The sequence below is a fragment of the Vibrio sp. 10N.247.310.98 genome (genome assembly GCF_041467395.1).
Classification (GTDB): domain Bacteria; phylum Pseudomonadota; class Gammaproteobacteria; order Enterobacterales; family Vibrionaceae; genus Vibrio; species Vibrio crassostreae_C.
This window is the reverse complement of record NZ_JBFSUL010000029.1, coordinates 37,497-55,110: the sequence shown is the minus strand read 5'-3', so window position 1 is coordinate 55,110 and position 17,614 is coordinate 37,497. Positions and strand designations below refer to the sequence as shown.

Genomic DNA, 17,614 nt, shown 5'->3' with positions numbered 1-17,614 from the left:
AGATGGTTCACTCGTTAAGCGGTGAACAACGCTTCATACGACCTCAGGTCGCACGAAAAGTAATAAGTTACTAAGTAAAAACAAAAACGCCGAACATAAGTTCGGCGTTTGAAATGTATCTAATACAGCTTTGAGCTCAAGCTATTTTCAACTCATGCTATACGCTGAATGATGCGCCACAACCACATGTTGTTGTAGCGTTCGGGTTGTTCACAAAGAAGCGTGCGCCTTCTAGGCCTTCAGTGTAATCAACCATGCCGCCCATTAGGTATTGTAGGCTCATTGGATCAACAACCAGCGTTACACCGCTGTTTACAATTGTAGTGTCGCCATCATTTACTTTTTCATCAAATGTGAAGCCGTATTGGAAACCGCTACAACCACCACCTGTAATGTATACACGCAGTTTTAGTTCTGGGTTTTCTTCTTCAGCAATTAGCGTTTGTACGCGGGTAGCTGCTGCATCAGAAAAAGACAATGGGATATTTACTTCGCTCACGACAACCTCTCTTACCTGTGTCAAAAACAACATGATACAAATCTAATTCGAGACCATAGTTGTTGAGTATTTTCTTATATTCCGGTGATTATCTAATACCTGACTGAAACGTTCAAGTATTCACCACAGGATCGGTCCTTTTACTGTCGTAAACTCGCCAATATCTAACAATTAAAACGTGTAACCACACAAAACAACCAGATTCGGGTGATTATCTGGGCGAAAGCATTCCTAGTTGGATTAGGGATAGGTACAATGCGTGCCAATTGGTCCGACAGTCAAAAGAGGATATATCAATGACCAAATCAGCAGAGCTGTACGAAAAAGCACAGCAAACCATTCCTGGTGGCGTAAACTCTCCAGTTCGTGCATTCAATGGCGTAGGTGGTTCTCCAATCTTCGTTGAACGCGCTGATGGCCCACTTATTTTTGATGCTGATGGTAAAGCGTATATCGATTACGTTGGCTCTTGGGGTCCAATGATCCTTGGTCACAACCACGCGGTTATTCGTGACGCAGTTATTGCAGCAGCTCAACGCGGCCTTAGCTTCGGTGCTCCAACCGAAACTGAAATCAAAATGGCTGAACTGGTATCTGAGATGGTTCCATCAATGGAACAGCTACGTATGGTGAGCTCAGGTACAGAAGCAACAATGAGCGCGATTCGTCTAGCTCGTGGCTTCACTGGTCGTGACAAAATTCTTAAGTTTGAAGGCTGCTACCACGGCCACGCAGACAGCCTACTTGTAAAAGCTGGTTCTGGCGCACTGACTTTAGGTCAACCAAGCTCTCCAGGCGTACCGGCTGATTTTGCGAAACTAACGCTAACAGCAACCTTCAACAATCTAGATTCAGTACGTGAAATCTTCGCAGCAAACAAAGGCGAGATCGCTTGTATCATCGTTGAGCCGGTAGCGGGTAACATGAACTGTATCCCTCCTGTAGAAGGCTTCCACGAAGGTCTACGTGAAATCTGTGATCAAGAAGGTGCATTGCTAATCTTTGATGAAGTAATGACAGGTTTCCGCGTTGCTGAAGGTTGTGCTCAGGCTTACTACAACATCAAGCCAGACCTAACGTGTCTTGGTAAAGTGATTGGCGGCGGCATGCCTGTCGGTGCTTTCGGTGGTCGTAAAGACGTGATGCAATACATCGCACCAACTGGCCCTGTTTACCAAGCGGGTACGCTTTCAGGTAACCCTGTTGCAATGGCTGCTGGCTACGCATGTTTGAACCTTCTACGAGAAGAAGGCAACGAAAAGCGTCTAGCTTCAAAAACTAAGCAGTTGGCAAAAGGCTTCAAGCAACTTGCTGACAAGCACGGCATCCCGATGCTAGTTCATCAAGTTGGCGGTATGTTTGGTTTCTTCTTCACAGATCAAGAAACTGTGACGTGCTACGAAGATGTAACTAAGTGTGATGTAGAACGCTTCAAGCGCTTCTTCCACCTAATGTTAGATCACGGTGTTTACCTTGCACCTTCAGCATTCGAAGCAAGCTTTACTTCTCTTGCTCATGGTTCAAAAGAACTTGATGCAACACTAGAAGCTGCCGACCGCTCTCTTGCGATCATTGCTGCTGAAAGCAAATAATCGAAAGCACTTTATAAGTCGCTAACCGATTGAATTTAGGGCTGCATTAAATGCAGCCCTTTTTATATATCGCGCTCACCAGCCAAAAAATATGACAGCTTATTTAGCCGTCGACTAAGGCTAAAGCTGAACCAAAAGCGATTAACGTTCCCAGAAAAGAAAAACCAACAACATCAAGGTACCAAGGAACATTCTGAACCAAGGGATCTCTTTTTTTGTTTGCTGTTCTTCGTCTTGGCATTTCTTATCTTTATTACAGCATCCCATTATCAAAACTCCTCATTGCTAACTCTCTGTTTTGCAGCCATTATAAACTCAGAACGCAAATATAGAGACCATTACCGTGTCAGAAAAACTCAAAATCAATTCCAGCCACTGGGTGATCATCATTGCCCTACTCGCGGCGGCTTATGCTTGTTACTTGCTTATCGAGCCATACGTTAACTCTATCGTGATGGCCTTTATCATTTCACTATTGATGTTCCCAATCCATGAGTGGCTTGAAAAAAAGCTCCCGAATAAAGAAAACATCGTCTCTCTGCTGTCTTGTATCATACTGACCTTCATTATTGTTATCCCTTTATTGGCAGTATTCGCAGCAATTGTTCAGCAAGGTTCTCTGTTCTCTCAGAATACTTACCAATGGGTGACCCACGGTGGCATTCAGACTCTGTTTGCTCATCCGTTAGTGGTCAAAGCGCTGTCATTTGTGAATAACTACCTGCCTTTCGACAACATTGATCCCCAAGCCATCGCACAAAAAGTCGGTGAGTTTGCGACCAGCTTTGGTTCTAAGCTAGTTGGTATCAGTGCCAAAATCTTAGGTGACGCAACCAATTTCTTGATGGATTTCTTCTTGATGCTGTTCGTTTTGTTCTTCTTATTAAGAGATCATGACAAAATCATCAGTGTGGTTCGTCATATTCTGCCGCTGTCTCGTAGCCAAGAAGACAAACTTCTAACAGAGATAGAACAAGTATCTAAATCAGCAGTAATGGGCTCATTCTTAACCGCAATCGCGCAAGGTTTTGCCGGCGGTTTAGGTATGTGGATTGCCGGTTTCCCAGGTCTATTCTGGGGTACTATGATGGGCTTTGCCTCTTTCATCCCAGTTGTGGGTACCGCATTAATCTGGATTCCAGCAGCAACCTACTTGTTCCTAACTGGTGATACCACGTGGGCGATTTTCCTAACGGTTTACTGTGTAGCGATTGTTGGTTCAATTGATAACCTTCTGCGTCCGCTGCTAATGCAAGGCAGTGCAGGCATGAATACCCTGATGATCTTCTTCTCACTATTGGGTGGTATTCAACTGTTTGGCCTAATTGGTCTTATCTACGGACCATTGATTTTTGCGATTACCATTGTCCTATTCAACATCTACGATGAAGAGTTTAAGGACTTTTTAAACCAGCAAGACAAGAGTTAACGAACTTGACGTCAACTTGATTGGCGAACCCGTATTAAACACTTCAAGCTTTGGGCGGATTATGCGAAAATCCGCCCTCATTTTTTGCTAACGATTCAACAGAGTGTCCTATGTCAGCTTATATTGCACCAAGCCAGATTGCTCAACGCCAACTCGCCTACTTTGAAGGCAAACATGTTTTAGTTGCCGGTGAGGCAGAAGACTTGTTCCCTGTTGAGTTAGCGAAGCATTGTGAATCTGTCTCTGTGTTTACTTCTAATTACAGCTACTACCGTCAATTAGAAGGCTACAACACCATCCAACGTTTTTATGGTGCGGAGTTTACCGAAGAGACCAAAGCCGACTTAGTGATGTTGTACTGGCCAAAAGCCAAAGCGGAAGCGGAATTTTTGTTGGCGATGCTATTTGCCAAGCTAGGCAAAGATACCGAGATCGTCGTGGTTGGTGAAAACCGTTCAGGCGTGAAAAGCATCGAGAAGATGTTTGCTCCTTACGGCAAAGTTGTTAAATACGATTCAGCGCGTCGTTGCTCTTTCTACTGGGGTCAATGCTTCGAGCAACCACAAGCGTTCAACCTGCAAGACTGGTTTAAGACCTACACGGTTAACATTGGTGAGCAATCACTTACGGTAAAAAGCCTTCCTGGCGTCTTCAGTCACGGTCAATTCGATGTCGGTAGCCAACTTCTGTTGGATACTCTGCCAAAACTAAAAGGCAAGGTACTGGATTTTGGCTGTGGTGCAGGCGTATTGGGCGCGGTGATGGCATCTCGTAACCCAGATATCGAGCTAGAAATGTGCGACATCAGTGCATTTGCCGTGGCATCAAGCCAAGCAACGCTAGAAGCGAATGGTTTAACGGGTAAAGTCTTCGCATCCGATGTCTATTCTGATACTGCAGAAGACTATCAGTTCATCATCAGTAACCCACCATTCCATTCAGGTTTAGACACTAGCTACAGCGCGACTGAGACCTTACTTTCTCAGGCTCCTAAGCATTTGAAGCGTTCTGGTGAGATGATTATTGTTGCGAATAGTTTCTTAAAATACATTCCAATTATTGAACAAGCGTTTGGAAAATGCGCGACTCTAAATAAGACCACTAAATTCGCGATCTATCACGCAAACAAATAACCTCTCTAGCACAGCGCAGGGTCATTATCTGCGCTGTCTGTTCATATTTTTGTCAAAACTCTATAAAAATGAGCTTTTGCACACGCTTTAAATACCACTTACTTGTCAAAGTAAAAAAACTCGTTAATTTCGTTAAATTGGAACCCGTTAATTCTATTCTCTGTACTTGTTTTCGCCCCTTTTAGCAGTACATCAAAGGAAAGTAGTACCCAATTTATGTTTAGATTCTATCGTAAGCAGAAGTTTAAGCGCCTTCAAAATACCCTAATGCTGGCATTTCTTGTCCTCAGTATTACCCCTGTGACACTTATCGCGATATTTTTCCTCCAATCGCACAGTCAGGATCTCCAGGAACAAAGCACCTCACACCTTGTTTCGGTTCGTGATACTAAGCAGCAGCAAATTGTCGATTACCTACAAGCTCAAGAATCCCAAGTGATGGGCTTTGTTCGCTCAGAATTGGCCAATGCCAGTGGCGGGCGATTTTATGGTTTGATCAATGCATTTCAACGATTGGGGTTAGATATTGACGAGGCACGCAGTAATGCACAGCAGCGCTATATTCAAGGCTCTGGCGATCAAATCAAAACGTCGATCCTCCCTGAATCCAGCAGCTTTATTGGCAGCGAGCGTTATCGCCTGCTCCACAAGCGCTACCATAATGCTTACCTAGAACTGCTTAAACGCTCTGATTTTGACGATATTCTCTTAGTTGATATCAACGGTAACGTCGCTTATTCCGTCTTTAAAAATGACGATTACGGCACCAATCTGCTGACAGGAAAATACAAGGACTCCAACCTAGGTATTACCTTTCAACGACTAGCCAAAGACGTAACCGACCGACGCAAATCTAACGAAGATTACACGCCGGTTATCGTTTCTGACTTTAAAGACGAGAATGGCAAACAGACCGCATGGCTAGGCGCACCTATCGTTCAACAAGGCTACCTACACAGTTACGCGATGTTTAGGCTACCAATCAACGGCATTACTAAGTTGATTGCGGATCTCAACAAGAGTTCGAATATTCAAACGCTGCTTGTAGGTGATGATCACCTGCCGCGTAGCCTTGCTCATTCACAAGAATCTATCAACTTGAGCCTAGATGTTGTCGATAAAGCATTGGCTGGCGAAACAGCGGTTGGCACCTTCGACAACACCCTAGATCAAGCGATCATCGCGGCATATACGCCAATTGAGCTGAAATACGCAACATGGGCTCTTGTCGTAGAGCTGCCAGAGAAAGAGGCGTTTGCCCGTATTCATCAGTTAGAAAAGATCTTCGTGATCGTGATGCTAACGGCGATCATTCTGGTAGTCGTTGCATCGCACTATCTGTCTAACTTCATCACATCCCCACTGCTTAAACTGACGTGGGCTGCCGAAAAAGTATCGGCGGGTGATCTCGATGAAACCATGATCAATACCGAGCGCAAAGATGAGATAGGCCGACTCGCGGTGAGCTTCGAAAGAATGCAGCGATCTATTCGTGAAAAAATGCAGCTCATCAAAAGCCAAAACGATGAGCTTGAGGACAACCTTAAGACCATTCAAAAGCAAAACGAAGAGTTACAACTGGCAAATAAACTCAAAGATGAGTTCTTAGCGACTACTTCACATGAATTGAGAACACCACTGCATGGCATGGTGGGTATCGCTGAAGCGTTGATATCTGGAGCTAACGGCCCTATTCCTGCTAATCAGAAATATCAGTTGGATATCATCATCAATAGCGGTCAGAGATTGGCGACCTTGGTTGATGATCTGCTTGATTATCACAAGATGCGCTATGGCAGCTTAGATATTAAGAAATCAGCCGTTGATTTGTCGGCAGCCACCAGCTTGGTCCTAGAGTTGTCTCATCACCTATTGGGCAATAAGCCAATCCGTATTATTAACCAAGTCCCAAGTGATTTAGGTCTGGTTTCATCGGATCCTCAACGACTTGAGCAAGTGATGTATAACTTGGTCGGCAATGCCATCAAGTACACCTCAGAAGGTAAAATTGTTATCTCTGCCAGCGTTATCGATGACAACATTCGTGTACAAGTTGTCGATACTGGCCAAGGTATACCGGCCGAGTACCTTGAGCACATCTTTGAGCCATTGATTCAAGCAGGCCAAGATGCGAGTAACTACCGCCAAGGTGCAGGGCTTGGATTATCGATCAGTCGTCAGTTGATCGAGCTAATGGGCGGTTCACTGTACGTTAGTAGCCAACCAATGCTCGGCACTACGTTTAGCTTTACCCTGCCCCTAGCTACTCAAGATGAGTTAGACAGTTACAACGAATCAGGTCACTACTCGCACTTCCAAGCGCCTGATTTAATTGATAACAGCCAACAAGAAAATAGTGTTATCAGTGAAAACCCAGATGGCCCGTTATTGGTTATCGCCGATGATGAGCCGGTTAACCTACGAGTATTAGACAGCTTCTTGAAGTTAGAAGGTTATCGAGTACGTACTGCATGTGATGGCCCTGAAACCATTGAACTGATTGAGAAAGAGAAGCCAGAGCTGCTTCTACTCGACATCATGATGCCAGGAATGAGCGGCTATCAGGTTTGTGAAGCACTGCGTAAGCAATACGATCATGCTCAGTTGCCAATCATCATGCTAACGGCACTCAACCAAGCAGAAGACCGTGTTCGAGGTTTCGAAGCTGGCGCCAATGACTACTTGTCTAAACCGTTCAACAAACAAGAACTAGCGGCTCGAATTACAGCACATCTATCAGCAAGCAAAGCTGAACAGAGACGCCTTGAAAACGACCAACTGCAACTCGAGCTCAAACATAGAGCGATGGTTGAGGCTAACTTGTTAGAAACTCAAGGCCGCTTATTAGAGCAACTAGAATCGGCACCTGAAGCCATCATCTGTATTCGTGACGACCAACGTATTCGCTTTGCTAACGAAGCTGCGGCGAAGCTATTCAGACGCGGACAAGAACAACTTAAACGCTCAATGGTCGACGAGATCATTGCGCCTAAATACCTTAAGGTAGAACAAGCCCACTACTGCGGTGATATTGATATCTATATAGACGATACACGTCAGCGCATACCAAGTGACATCCTTAAGCTGCCTGAAGGCTCAGGGCTCGACACCATGTATATCTTCAATGTAGGTGGTGGTGTTAACTCAAACCGAATCAATAACCTTGAAACGGCGGTTGAAGCTCTCTCTAGTTATGCCTTTGAAGGCGACAAAGATAAGTTGCAACAGTTGAAGGAGCTTGGCGGAGAATTTACTCGTCTTGCTGACAAGGCAACCGGTGAAGGTAAAAACAAGCAAGAGTTAATGCGCGAGGTACTGGTCGATGCGATGACTAATGCCATCATCTACTGGGAATCGGTGACGGGTGAAACCAAGTTCGCTTTCGCCGAGAAGAGTGGCTTGTGGCGCGTCTACTTAGACCGCAGTACGCTGCAAACTCGAACGCTAGACAAATACCTACGCGTAGAAACCCTACCGAAAACCCCTCGCTGGCGAACGGTACTGAGCTCAATCGAATTCATACTGGAACACTGTAAAGAACAGACGCCAGAAAGAACCCATATTGAGATGCTAAGAGATAAACTTCAGAAACTACTGACCAGTTAATCCCTGAACCAACATCACGATACTTTGAATAATGGAGCCCACCTAGCGTGGGCTTTTTTGTACGCCTAATAATCACAAAAAGTAGAATCCCATCGCTTGCAACGCACTTTTTTTACGCCCTTAAACAAGGAGGAATTCACGCCAATTACGTACAGTGTGAGCTCGTAACCGTCAGTACTTTTCGTTCTATTCTCAATCATATCTGACTCTTTGTTGCAGTTTGAGAAGCGAGTCACAACAGAACGGCAGATTTAATTTTCTAGGGAAATTTAACGTAAAACTGGCAAGTGACCGAGATCTACAATTATACCAACGTAGGGTAAGGCATTATAATAAAAAGCCTTTAAAGTTAGTGGCCACTTACAACCTGCAAGAACCTCAAAACCAAATGCGAGTCACATCACTTTAACAATTGCGTACGAAAAACCACCAAAGCAACCTATTTTGACGTTAATGACGTGGGGTTGTGTGTTTTTAACGTTTTTGACGGGAAACGAGTTTGATTAATTCATCGATAAGGTGTTTTCTTACTCCTGCCAAAGGCCTACAGGCCACTCTTACCACTTCTCAGAATCAACGATGAATCTGGAGCAACGAAGAAGAGGTAGGCCTTTAACCAGAGTGTGTATCTACTAAACAATTTAGCGACAGATAACATTCAATCCATTAGTGAAATGAAAGCAAATAGTAAGGAACAGCTATGCTTGCCAATATAAAAAAAACAGCAATAGCAACAGCAATTATTGCAACTGCTACAACAGGTTTTGCATCAGTAGCAACCGCTGCAGAACGCAGTGAACTGACCGTTCACCCGAAAGAGTACACTACATTCGTACGTAACTTTAACCCGTACCTTGGTGCTACTAACCTACATACTACAACTGACTTCATGTATGAGCCGCTAGTAGTATTTAACGAAATGCACGGTAACACTCCAGTGTTCCGTCTAGCTGAAAACTTCAAGATGTCAGATGATCTGATGAGCGTTGTTTTCGACATTCGTAAGGGTGTTAAATGGTCAGACGGAGAAACTTTCTCTGCTGATGATGTTGTTTTTTCTTTCAACCTTGTAAAAGAGAAGCCAGAGCTTGACCAATCTGGTATCAACTCTTGGGTAACTTCTGTAGAAAAACTGAACGACAACCAAGTTAAGTTCACACTAACAGAAGCAAACTCAAACGTACCTTACGAGATTGCTAAAGTACCTGTAGTACCTAAGCACATCTGGAAAGACGTTAAAGATCCATCAACGTTTACCAATGAGAACCCGGTAGGTTCTGGTCCATTTACAGAAATCGATACGTTTACAGCGCAGCTATACATCCAGTGTGCAAACCCGAACTACTGGGATGCAGACAACCTAGATGTTGACTGTCTACGTGTTCCACAAATTGCGAACAACGACCAATTCCTAGGTAAAGTTGTAAACAGTGAAATGGACTGGACGTCTTCTTTCGTTCCAGATATCGATCGTACATACGCAGCAGCTAGCCCTAAACACCACTACTGGTACCCGCCAGCAGGTACACAGGCATTCATCGTTAACTTCAAGCACCCTGATGCTGCGAAGCATGAAGCATTGAGCAACGTTGACTTCCGTCGTGCTTTCTCTATGGCTCTTGACCGTCAAACTATCATCGACATCGCATTCTACGGTGGCGGTACTGTAAACGATTTCGCATCGGGTCTTGGCTACGCGTTTGAAGCTTGGTCTGATGAAAAAACTCATGACAAGTACAAAGGCTTCAACACTTACAACGCTGAAGGCGCGAAGAAGCTTCTTGCTGACGCTGGCTTCAAAGATGTAAACAAAGATGGTTTTGTTGACACTCCATCAGGCAAGTCTTTCGAACTAATGATTCAATCGCCAAACGGCTGGACTGACTTCAACAACACAGTTCAACTAGCGGTAGAACAGCTAAACGAAATCGGTATTAAAGCGAAAGCTCGTACACCTGACTTCTCTGTTTACAACCAAGCAATGCTTGAAGGTACATACGACGTAGCATACACAAACTACTTCCACGGTGCGGATCCATACACGTACTGGAACAGTGCTTACAACTCATCACTACAATCTGGTGATGGTATGCCTCGTTTCGCAATGCACTTCTACAAAAACGACAAGCTAGATGGTCTTCTAAACAGCTTCTACAAAACAGCTGATAAGAACGAGCAGCTAGACATTGCACACGGTATCCAGCAAATCATCGCTGCAGACCAAGTGACAATCCCTGTGATGTCTGGTGCTTACATGTACCAATACAACACAACTCGCTTCACTGGTTGGTGGAACGAAGAAAATCCAAAAGGCCGTCCAAACATTTGGGCTGGTATTCCAGAGCGTCTACTTCATGTACTGGACCTAAAACCAGTTAAATAAGTAATCGTTCAATCCTTGCGGCGTAACCTCTTACGCCGCTTATAAAAATCCCCACACTCTCAATTGAAAGTATGGCGCTAGTCGTCAGGGGATTTTTCGTTCCAAATTTCGCTAGGAGCGACCTGAATCCAGAAACAGGGAAACAATCTGGGTGAGTAAGGTGTGAGTTATGGGTTATTTTTTAAGACGTTTGTCATTTTATTTTGTCGCGCTATTAGTTGCTGCGACGTTAAACTTTATTATTCCAAGAGCAATGCCTGGTGACCCAGTTACCATGATGTTTGCGAACGCTTCTGTACAAGTTACTCCAGAGCGTATTGCTGCAATGAAAGAACTATTAGGCTTCGTTGATGGTGGCTACTTAGTTCAATACGTGGCGTACATGAAGAACATTCTTAGCTGGGAACTTGGTACATCAATTCAATTCTACCCACTTTCTGTAAACACACTGTTGGGTGGAGCATTCGGTTGGTCGCTTTTCTTAGCCGGCACCGCAGTTATTCTTTCTTTCTCGATTGGTTCAATCCTAGGTATTTTCGCAGCGTGGAAACGCGGCAGTAAGTACGATGCCTTCGTAACGCCAGGGATGCTGATTCTACAAGCCGTTCCTCAAGTTGTTATCGCGATGATTGCACTATTTACCTTTGCAATTGGCTTGAAGTGGTTCCCAACAGGGTATGCCTACACCGCTGGTACTATACCTGATTGGACAAGCTGGGCATTCATTAAAGATGTCGCTTACCACGCCTTCTTACCACTGTTCTGTGCTTCTGTTGTTCAAATTGGTGGCTTCCTAGTAAACATGCGTAACAACATGATCAACCTATTAGCCGAAGACTACATCACCATGGCGAAAGGCAAAGGCCTGAGCGAAAACCGAGTGGTATTCAACTACGCAGCTCGTAACGCGATGCTACCTAGTGTGACAGCCCTGTCAATGTCGCTAGGTATGGCAATCGGCGGTCAGTTAATTATCGAAATCATCTTTAACTACCCAGGTCTTGGCAGCGTACTTTTCAACGCAATTAACGCTCGTGACTACCAAGTACTGCAAGGTCAGCTGCTTATCATGACGCTATTCATGCTGTTCTTTAACCTAGTTGCAGACATGCTTTACGTTGTTCTTGACCCTCGTCTTCGTAAGGGTGGTAAATAATCATGAAAGACTTTTTAAAACTCATTTGGCGTAACCCGATGGCCCTAACAGGCGTCATCATCCTAAGTATTTTTATTCTTGGCGCGATTGCAGCTCCATTAATCACCAAACATGTACCAGACAAGCGTACAGGTAACCCACACGAATATCCTGGTTTCGTGGTGAAGTCTGCACAAACTAACCCTGATGGCTGGGTTGCTCAAAATCTAGCAGACGACCGTCGTACATTGATCATGTCTAAAAAGGCAGACCACGTACTAGGTACAACTCGTATGGGTCGTGACGTTTGGTCTCAAGTGGTATACGGCGCACGCGTATCTCTTGCTGTAGGTTTTGGTGCGGGTCTAACCGTATGTTTACTCGCAACTGTTATTGGTGTTTCTGCAGGTTACTTCGGTGGCCGTGTCGATGACGTTCTAACAGCCGCAATGAACATCATGCTGGTAATCCCTCAATACCCATTACTGTTCGTAGTAGCAGCCTTTATCGGTGAGGCAGGGCCACTCACCATAACCTTGGTTATCGGCTTTATGTCTTGGGCTTGGGGTGCCCGTGTTGTTCGCTCCCAAACCTTAGCACTGCGTGAAAAAGAGTTTGTAAAAGCCGCTGAAGTTTTGGGTGAATCTTCATTCCGCATCATCTTCGTAGAGATTCTGCCAAACCTTATCTCTATCGTTGGCGCAAGCTTCATCGGTTCGGTGATGTACGCAATCATGATGGAAGCAACCATCTCGTTCCTAGGTCTTGGTGACCCGAACACAATCAGCTGGGGCATCATGCTTTACAACGTTCAAACCTCTTCATCAATGCTGATTGGCGCTTGGTGGGAACTGCTGGCTCCTTGTATCGCACTGACACTACTTGTAACTGGCCTTGCTCTACTTAACTTCGCGGTCGATGAAATTGCTAACCCGCAACTGCGTTCTCACAAAGGCATGAAGCGTTGGAAGAAACTAGCAGCTCAAGACAAAGAAGAACGTGAACCAGAACTACCACCACAAAATGCACTTTGGAGCGGAGATAAATAATCATGTCTGAACCACTAATTTCTATCCGCAACTTATGCGTGGATTACATCACAGAGTCTGGCGATGTTCGTGCGTGTAACAACGTAAGTTTCGACATCGCTCCAGGTGAAGTCTTCGGCCTAGCTGGTGAATCTGGCTGTGGTAAATCAACGGTCGCTTTCTCTCTTATGCGTCTTCATAAGCCGCCCGCTTACATCAGTGGTGGTGAGGTTATCTTCAACGGTGAGAACATCCTTGAATACAGTGATGACCGTATGCAGTCGTTCCGTTGGAGCGAGATGTCGATGGTATTTCAGAGCGCGATGAACGCACTCAACCCAGTACTACCGATGGAAGAGCAGTTCTGTGACGTAATCATGCGTCACACCAACATGACTCGTGAGCAAGCTAAACAACGTGCTGAAGGTCTACTTGAAATCGTAGATATTCACCCGAGCCGATTGAGTGATTACCCTCACCAATTCTCTGGCGGCATGCGTCAGCGCTTAGTTATCGCTATCGCGTTAGCACTGAATCCAAAGCTGATCATTATGGATGAGCCGACAACCGCACTTGATGTGGTTGTGCAACGCGAAATCCTACAAAAGATCTATGCACTGAAAGAAGAGTTTGGCTTCTCGATTCTGTTCATCACCCATGACTTGTCATTGATGGTCGAGTTCTCTGACCGCATCGGCATCATGTACTCAGGTGAGCTAATCGAAGTAGCTAACTCTCAAGATATTCTAGAAAACCCTTACCACCCTTACACCAAAGGGTTGGGAAGTTCTTTCCCTCCACTGACAGGGCCAAAGACAAAGTTAGCAGGTATTCCGGGTAACCCTCTGAACCTGTTAGAGATCCCTGAAGGGTGTCGTTTCCAAGCTCGTTGTGACCGTGTACATGAAAAGTGTACCAAGGTGCCAACCAAGCTGCGTTCTATCGACCCGGGACATTTGTCTAACTGCCACCTGTACGGTGACCCAATAGTACAAAGGAAGCTATAGCTTGCACGCTGACTCAGCGTGAATAACGAACAAGGCGGCTCGACCGCCTAAAAACAAGCAAAGCGAATAAGGATTCTGGAGACAATTATGAGCAAAGATTTCGGTCAATTATTGGTAGAAGGCAAGAATGTCGTAAAAGACTTCCCAATAAGCAGTACCACCATTCAAACCCCAATGATGCGTGCGATTAACGACGTGTCATTCAAGATGTACAAAAGCCGTGGCCTAGCAGTGGTTGGTGAGTCTGGTTCAGGCAAATCAACAACCGCAAAAATGATCGCAAAAATGTACGCACCTTCAGGCGGCACGATCGAATACAAAGGTCGTGATATCCAAGAGATCTCAAGCAGAAAAGATCTTATGCACTACCGTGAAGGCGTGCAGATGGTATGGCAAGACCCGTTTGGTTCATTGAACCCAACGCACAATATCTTCCACCACATTGCTCGACCACTGTTGATCCACAAGAAAGTATCTCCGGGCAACAAGAAAGAGCTAGAAGAACGCGTTTACGATCTTTTAGAGCAAGTAGGTCTCATTCCGCCAAAAGAGACGGCGAAGAAATACCCTCACCAACTGTCTGGTGGTCAGCGTCAACGTGTCAACCTAGCCCGCAACATCGCGGTAGGTGCCGAAGTTGTACTAGCCGATGAGCCAACTTCAATGCTTGATGTATCGATTCGTGCCGGTGTTTTGAACCTAATGGAAGAGATGAAGTTCGAGAAGCAAATGTCTCTGCTTTACATCACTCACGATATCGCAACCGCTCGTTACATCGCTGAAGACCTTTCGGTGATGTACGTGGGACACATGGTGGAATGGGGCGATACCGATGACGTGATTGCTAACCCTCAGCACCCATACACCCAATTGCTTGTTTCGGCCGTTCCAGATCCTAAGAAGTCGATCCACGAGCAACTTGCAGGCAACAAAGGTGAGATTCCTCTGTGGACACCAGTATCAGCAGGCTGCCCATTTGCAGGCCGATGTACTCACGCAATGGATAAGTGCAAAGAGCAGCTACCAGGGGTTACGCAACTCGCTGATAACCACTTTGTGCGCTGTTACCTACACGAAAGCTAAGCAATAAAACCCAAGTTAGGGTCTTCGGACCCTAACTATTTATATCCAAAACATTCAAGTACCTAGCCAATAGAAACTAGGACTGTCGGAGAATATTGATGCTGTTATTGACCAACCATATTGGCTATGAGTCCACAGGCCCGAAGCAAGCTATCCTACAAACTAAGAAAGCTCGCCTATCAAGCACTACGGCTCTACTCGTCTGTGCTGACAACCATATGACTGTCGGAAATTTTGATGTGGTTAAACAAGGCCGCGTAGCAAATTGGCATCAAGGGCAATTCTTCACTATTGATTTCAGTTCAGTCACTGAATCTGGTCGCTACTACCTACGTTTTGACAATCTGCGCTCTGAAGTGTTTGAGATTGGTAGCAACCTATTAATGAACCACACGTTTTCTGATGTACTTCATTACTTTAAGTCACAACGCTGTGGCGGTATTTTCGACAAAAAAGATCGACAAGCACAAATTCTAGGTACCGACCGATACGTCGATGTCCACGGTGGATGGTATGACGCATCAGGCGATGTCAGTAAGTATTTTAGCCACCTGTCTTATGGTAACTACCTAAACCCACAACAAATTCCAATGGTCGTTTGGAACATGCTAAAAAGCGTACGCTTGACTAGCCATAATCCAGACTTCCCCAAATTCTCCATGACTCGTCTAACGGAAGAGGCTCTGTTCGGTGCCGACTTCTTAGTGCGTATGCAAGACGCTGACGGATACTTCTATATGACAGTATTCGACAAATGGAGCAAAGATATCAACCAGCGCGATATCTGCGCTTATGCGACTCAAGAAGGTCATAAATCAACGGACTTACAAGCGGGCTACCGGCAAGGTGCAGGTGTTGCTATCGCAGCATTAGCCGCAGCTTCTGAGCTTGAAATCTCTGGCAGCTACTCGAGCCACACTTACCTTGAAACGGCGGTTAAGGGTTACTGGCACTTAAAAGAGTACAACCTCCAGTATCTAAACGATGGTGAAGAGAACATCATCGACGAGTATTGCGCCCTACTCGCAGCCAATGAGCTGTATCGCGTAACACAAGACCAGCAATACCTATCAGAAGCAAGAACTTGGGCGACTCGTTTAATCTCTCGCCAACAGTCAGATGATTCATTTGAGCACTTCTGGTCGGCAAACTCTGATGGCTCTCGTCCATACTTTCACGCAGCTGAAGCCGGTCTTCCGGTGATTGCACTATGTGAATACATCAACAACGAAAGCGATGCTGATTTAAAAGAACAGGCGCGCACAGTTGTTGAACAAGCTTGTCAGTTCGAAATCAACATCACCGACAAAGTCACCAACCCATTCGGCTACCCAAGACAGTACGTTAAATCTGTCGATGGTGATAAACGTGATGCCTTCTTCGTAGCTCAACAGAACGAAACTGGTTATTGGTGGCAAGGCGAGAACGCACGCCTTGGCTCACTCGCAACCATGGCTTACCTAGTTCAGCCGCACATTAACGACAATGACCTTCAGCAGCGTTTAATCCAGCTTTCACAAAATAGCCTTGATTGGATTTTGGGTCTCAACCCATATCACATGTGCATGCTCGATGGTCATGGCCATAACAACCCAGACTACCTGCCTCAGCTTGGTTTCTTCAATGCGAAAGGCGGTATCTGTAATGGCATCACAGCTGGTTTTGAAGATGAACAAGACATTGCGTTCAATCCACCAGCACAAAAAGATGACATGCTCCAAAACTGGCGCTGGGGTGAACAGTGGATCCCTCATGGTGCGTGGTTCCTATTAGCAACCGCTGCACAGTTCAACTTCTTAGCTCAGCGTAAGGAGCAATAATCATGACTCTTTACTATGTAGGTATTGATGGTGGTGGTACTTCTTGTCGTGCTCGTATTCGTGACGACCAAGGCAAATTGATTGGTGAAGCGAAAAGTGGCAGTGCCAACATCCTTTTGGGTGTTGATGTTGCGATGATCTCAATTATTGATGCCATCACAAAAGCGGCACAACAAGGGCAACTCAACTCAGACCATTTTTCAAATATGCATGTTGGCCTAGCGCTGGCTGGTGCTGAGCAAAAATCAGCATGGTTCGACTTCGTGGCTCAACCACACCCTTTCGCAAGCATGACACTAAATACCGACGCTTATGGCGCTTGCATTGGTGCTCACAATGGCCAAAACGGCGCAATCATGATTGGTGGTACGGGTTCTTGCGGTATCTACCTAAAAGACGGCGAACAACATGTGGTTGGCGGTCGTGAATTCCCGATTTCAGATCAAGGTGGAGGCGCAGTTATGGGCTTACGTTTGATTCAACAAGTCTTACTTGCAGAAGACGGTATTCGCAGCAAAACCCCACTGACCCAGCACGTTATGAATCACTTTAATAATGATGTGGATGCCATTGTCGAATGGTCAAAAGGTGCTATTCCAAAGGATTACGGTCAATTCTCACCAGTTATTTTTCAACTCGCTAACGAAGGTGACGAACTGGCTATCGATATGCTCAAGCAAACCGCGGCTGATATCGAAATGTTTGTCTTAGCACTGCATCGAAAAGGCGCTGACAAGGTGTGCTTAATGGGAAGTATCGCTGAGCGTATTCTCAACTGGCTATCACCACCAGTACAACAATGGATCGTTAAACCTCAATTCGACGCTATTGAAGGCGCATTGATGTTTGCCGGAAAACCACAACACAACTTGTATCAACAGGCTTAGCAGGGAAGTTAT

At 45.3% G+C, this 17,614-nt stretch carries 13 protein-coding genes; 11 read left to right on the top strand and 2 right to left on the bottom strand.

Going from position 1 to position 17,614, the window contains the following annotated elements; translation table 11 throughout:
- Positions 1–157 precede the first annotated feature (157 nt).
- Entirely contained in the window at positions 158–499 is a 342-nt protein-coding gene (erpA, locus tag AB6E78_RS13135) for an iron-sulfur cluster insertion protein ErpA (RefSeq protein WP_004734539.1), read from the bottom strand.
- A 296-nt stretch (positions 500–795) separates the two neighbouring features.
- Between erpA and hemL the strand changes: the two genes are divergently transcribed.
- Positions 796–2,091, top strand: coding sequence for a glutamate-1-semialdehyde 2,1-aminomutase (gene hemL, locus AB6E78_RS13130; RefSeq protein ID WP_010436060.1), 1,296 nt, complete (start codon positions 796–798; stop codon positions 2,089–2,091).
- 141 nt (positions 2,092–2,232) lie between these two features.
- Here hemL and AB6E78_RS13125 read toward each other — a convergent pair whose 3' ends face one another.
- The gene (locus AB6E78_RS13125) at positions 2,233–2,358 is read right to left on the bottom strand and encodes a hypothetical protein (protein WP_004734537.1); all 126 of its coding nucleotides are present in this window, start codon (positions 2,356–2,358) and stop codon (positions 2,233–2,235) included.
- A gap of 76 nt (positions 2,359–2,434) precedes the next feature.
- Here AB6E78_RS13125 and AB6E78_RS13120 point away from each other — a divergent pair, with 76 nt between their 5' ends.
- From AB6E78_RS13120 to AB6E78_RS13075, 10 genes are all read left to right on the top strand, one after another.
- Positions 2,435–3,520, top strand: a complete 1,086-nt coding sequence (locus tag AB6E78_RS13120) for an AI-2E family transporter (protein ID WP_017066800.1) — start codon at positions 2,435–2,437, stop codon at positions 3,518–3,520.
- A 110-nt stretch (positions 3,521–3,630) separates the two neighbouring features.
- Positions 3,631–4,653: a 16S rRNA (guanine(1207)-N(2))-methyltransferase RsmC gene (rsmC, locus tag AB6E78_RS13115; RefSeq protein WP_017066801.1), complete on the top strand. Its 1,023-nt coding sequence runs from the start codon at positions 3,631–3,633 to the stop codon at positions 4,651–4,653.
- A gap of 216 nt (positions 4,654–4,869) precedes the next feature.
- The gene (locus AB6E78_RS13110; RefSeq protein ID WP_136977818.1) at positions 4,870–8,259 is read left to right on the top strand and encodes a response regulator; all 3,390 of its coding nucleotides are present in this window, start codon (positions 4,870–4,872) and stop codon (positions 8,257–8,259) included.
- Between the two features lie 700 nt (positions 8,260–8,959).
- Complete coding sequence (locus tag AB6E78_RS13105) at positions 8,960–10,642, top strand: ABC transporter substrate-binding protein (RefSeq protein WP_017056650.1); 1,683 nt, start codon at positions 8,960–8,962, stop codon at positions 10,640–10,642.
- Between the two features lie 169 nt (positions 10,643–10,811).
- The gene (locus tag AB6E78_RS13100) at positions 10,812–11,798 is read left to right on the top strand and encodes an ABC transporter permease (RefSeq protein ID WP_017059409.1); all 987 of its coding nucleotides are present in this window, start codon (positions 10,812–10,814) and stop codon (positions 11,796–11,798) included.
- Positions 11,799–11,800: 2 nt separating this feature from the next.
- Complete coding sequence (locus tag AB6E78_RS13095) at positions 11,801–12,826, top strand: ABC transporter permease (RefSeq protein WP_017056648.1); 1,026 nt, start codon at positions 11,801–11,803, stop codon at positions 12,824–12,826.
- A gap of 2 nt (positions 12,827–12,828) precedes the next feature.
- Positions 12,829–13,812: an ABC transporter ATP-binding protein gene (locus AB6E78_RS13090; protein ID WP_017063265.1), complete on the top strand. Its 984-nt coding sequence runs from the start codon at positions 12,829–12,831 to the stop codon at positions 13,810–13,812.
- Positions 13,813–13,899: 87 nt separating this feature from the next.
- The gene (locus AB6E78_RS13085) at positions 13,900–14,895 is read left to right on the top strand and encodes an ABC transporter ATP-binding protein (protein WP_017059411.1); all 996 of its coding nucleotides are present in this window, start codon (positions 13,900–13,902) and stop codon (positions 14,893–14,895) included.
- Between the two features lie 98 nt (positions 14,896–14,993).
- The gene (locus tag AB6E78_RS13080) at positions 14,994–16,715 is read left to right on the top strand and encodes a glycoside hydrolase family 9 protein (RefSeq protein WP_372133772.1); all 1,722 of its coding nucleotides are present in this window, start codon (positions 14,994–14,996) and stop codon (positions 16,713–16,715) included.
- Positions 16,716–16,717: 2 nt separating this feature from the next.
- A complete protein-coding gene (locus AB6E78_RS13075) occupies positions 16,718–17,602 on the top strand; it encodes a BadF/BadG/BcrA/BcrD ATPase family protein (RefSeq protein WP_372133771.1) in 885 nt (294 codons plus the stop codon).
- The last annotated feature ends 12 nt before the right edge of the window (positions 17,603–17,614 follow it).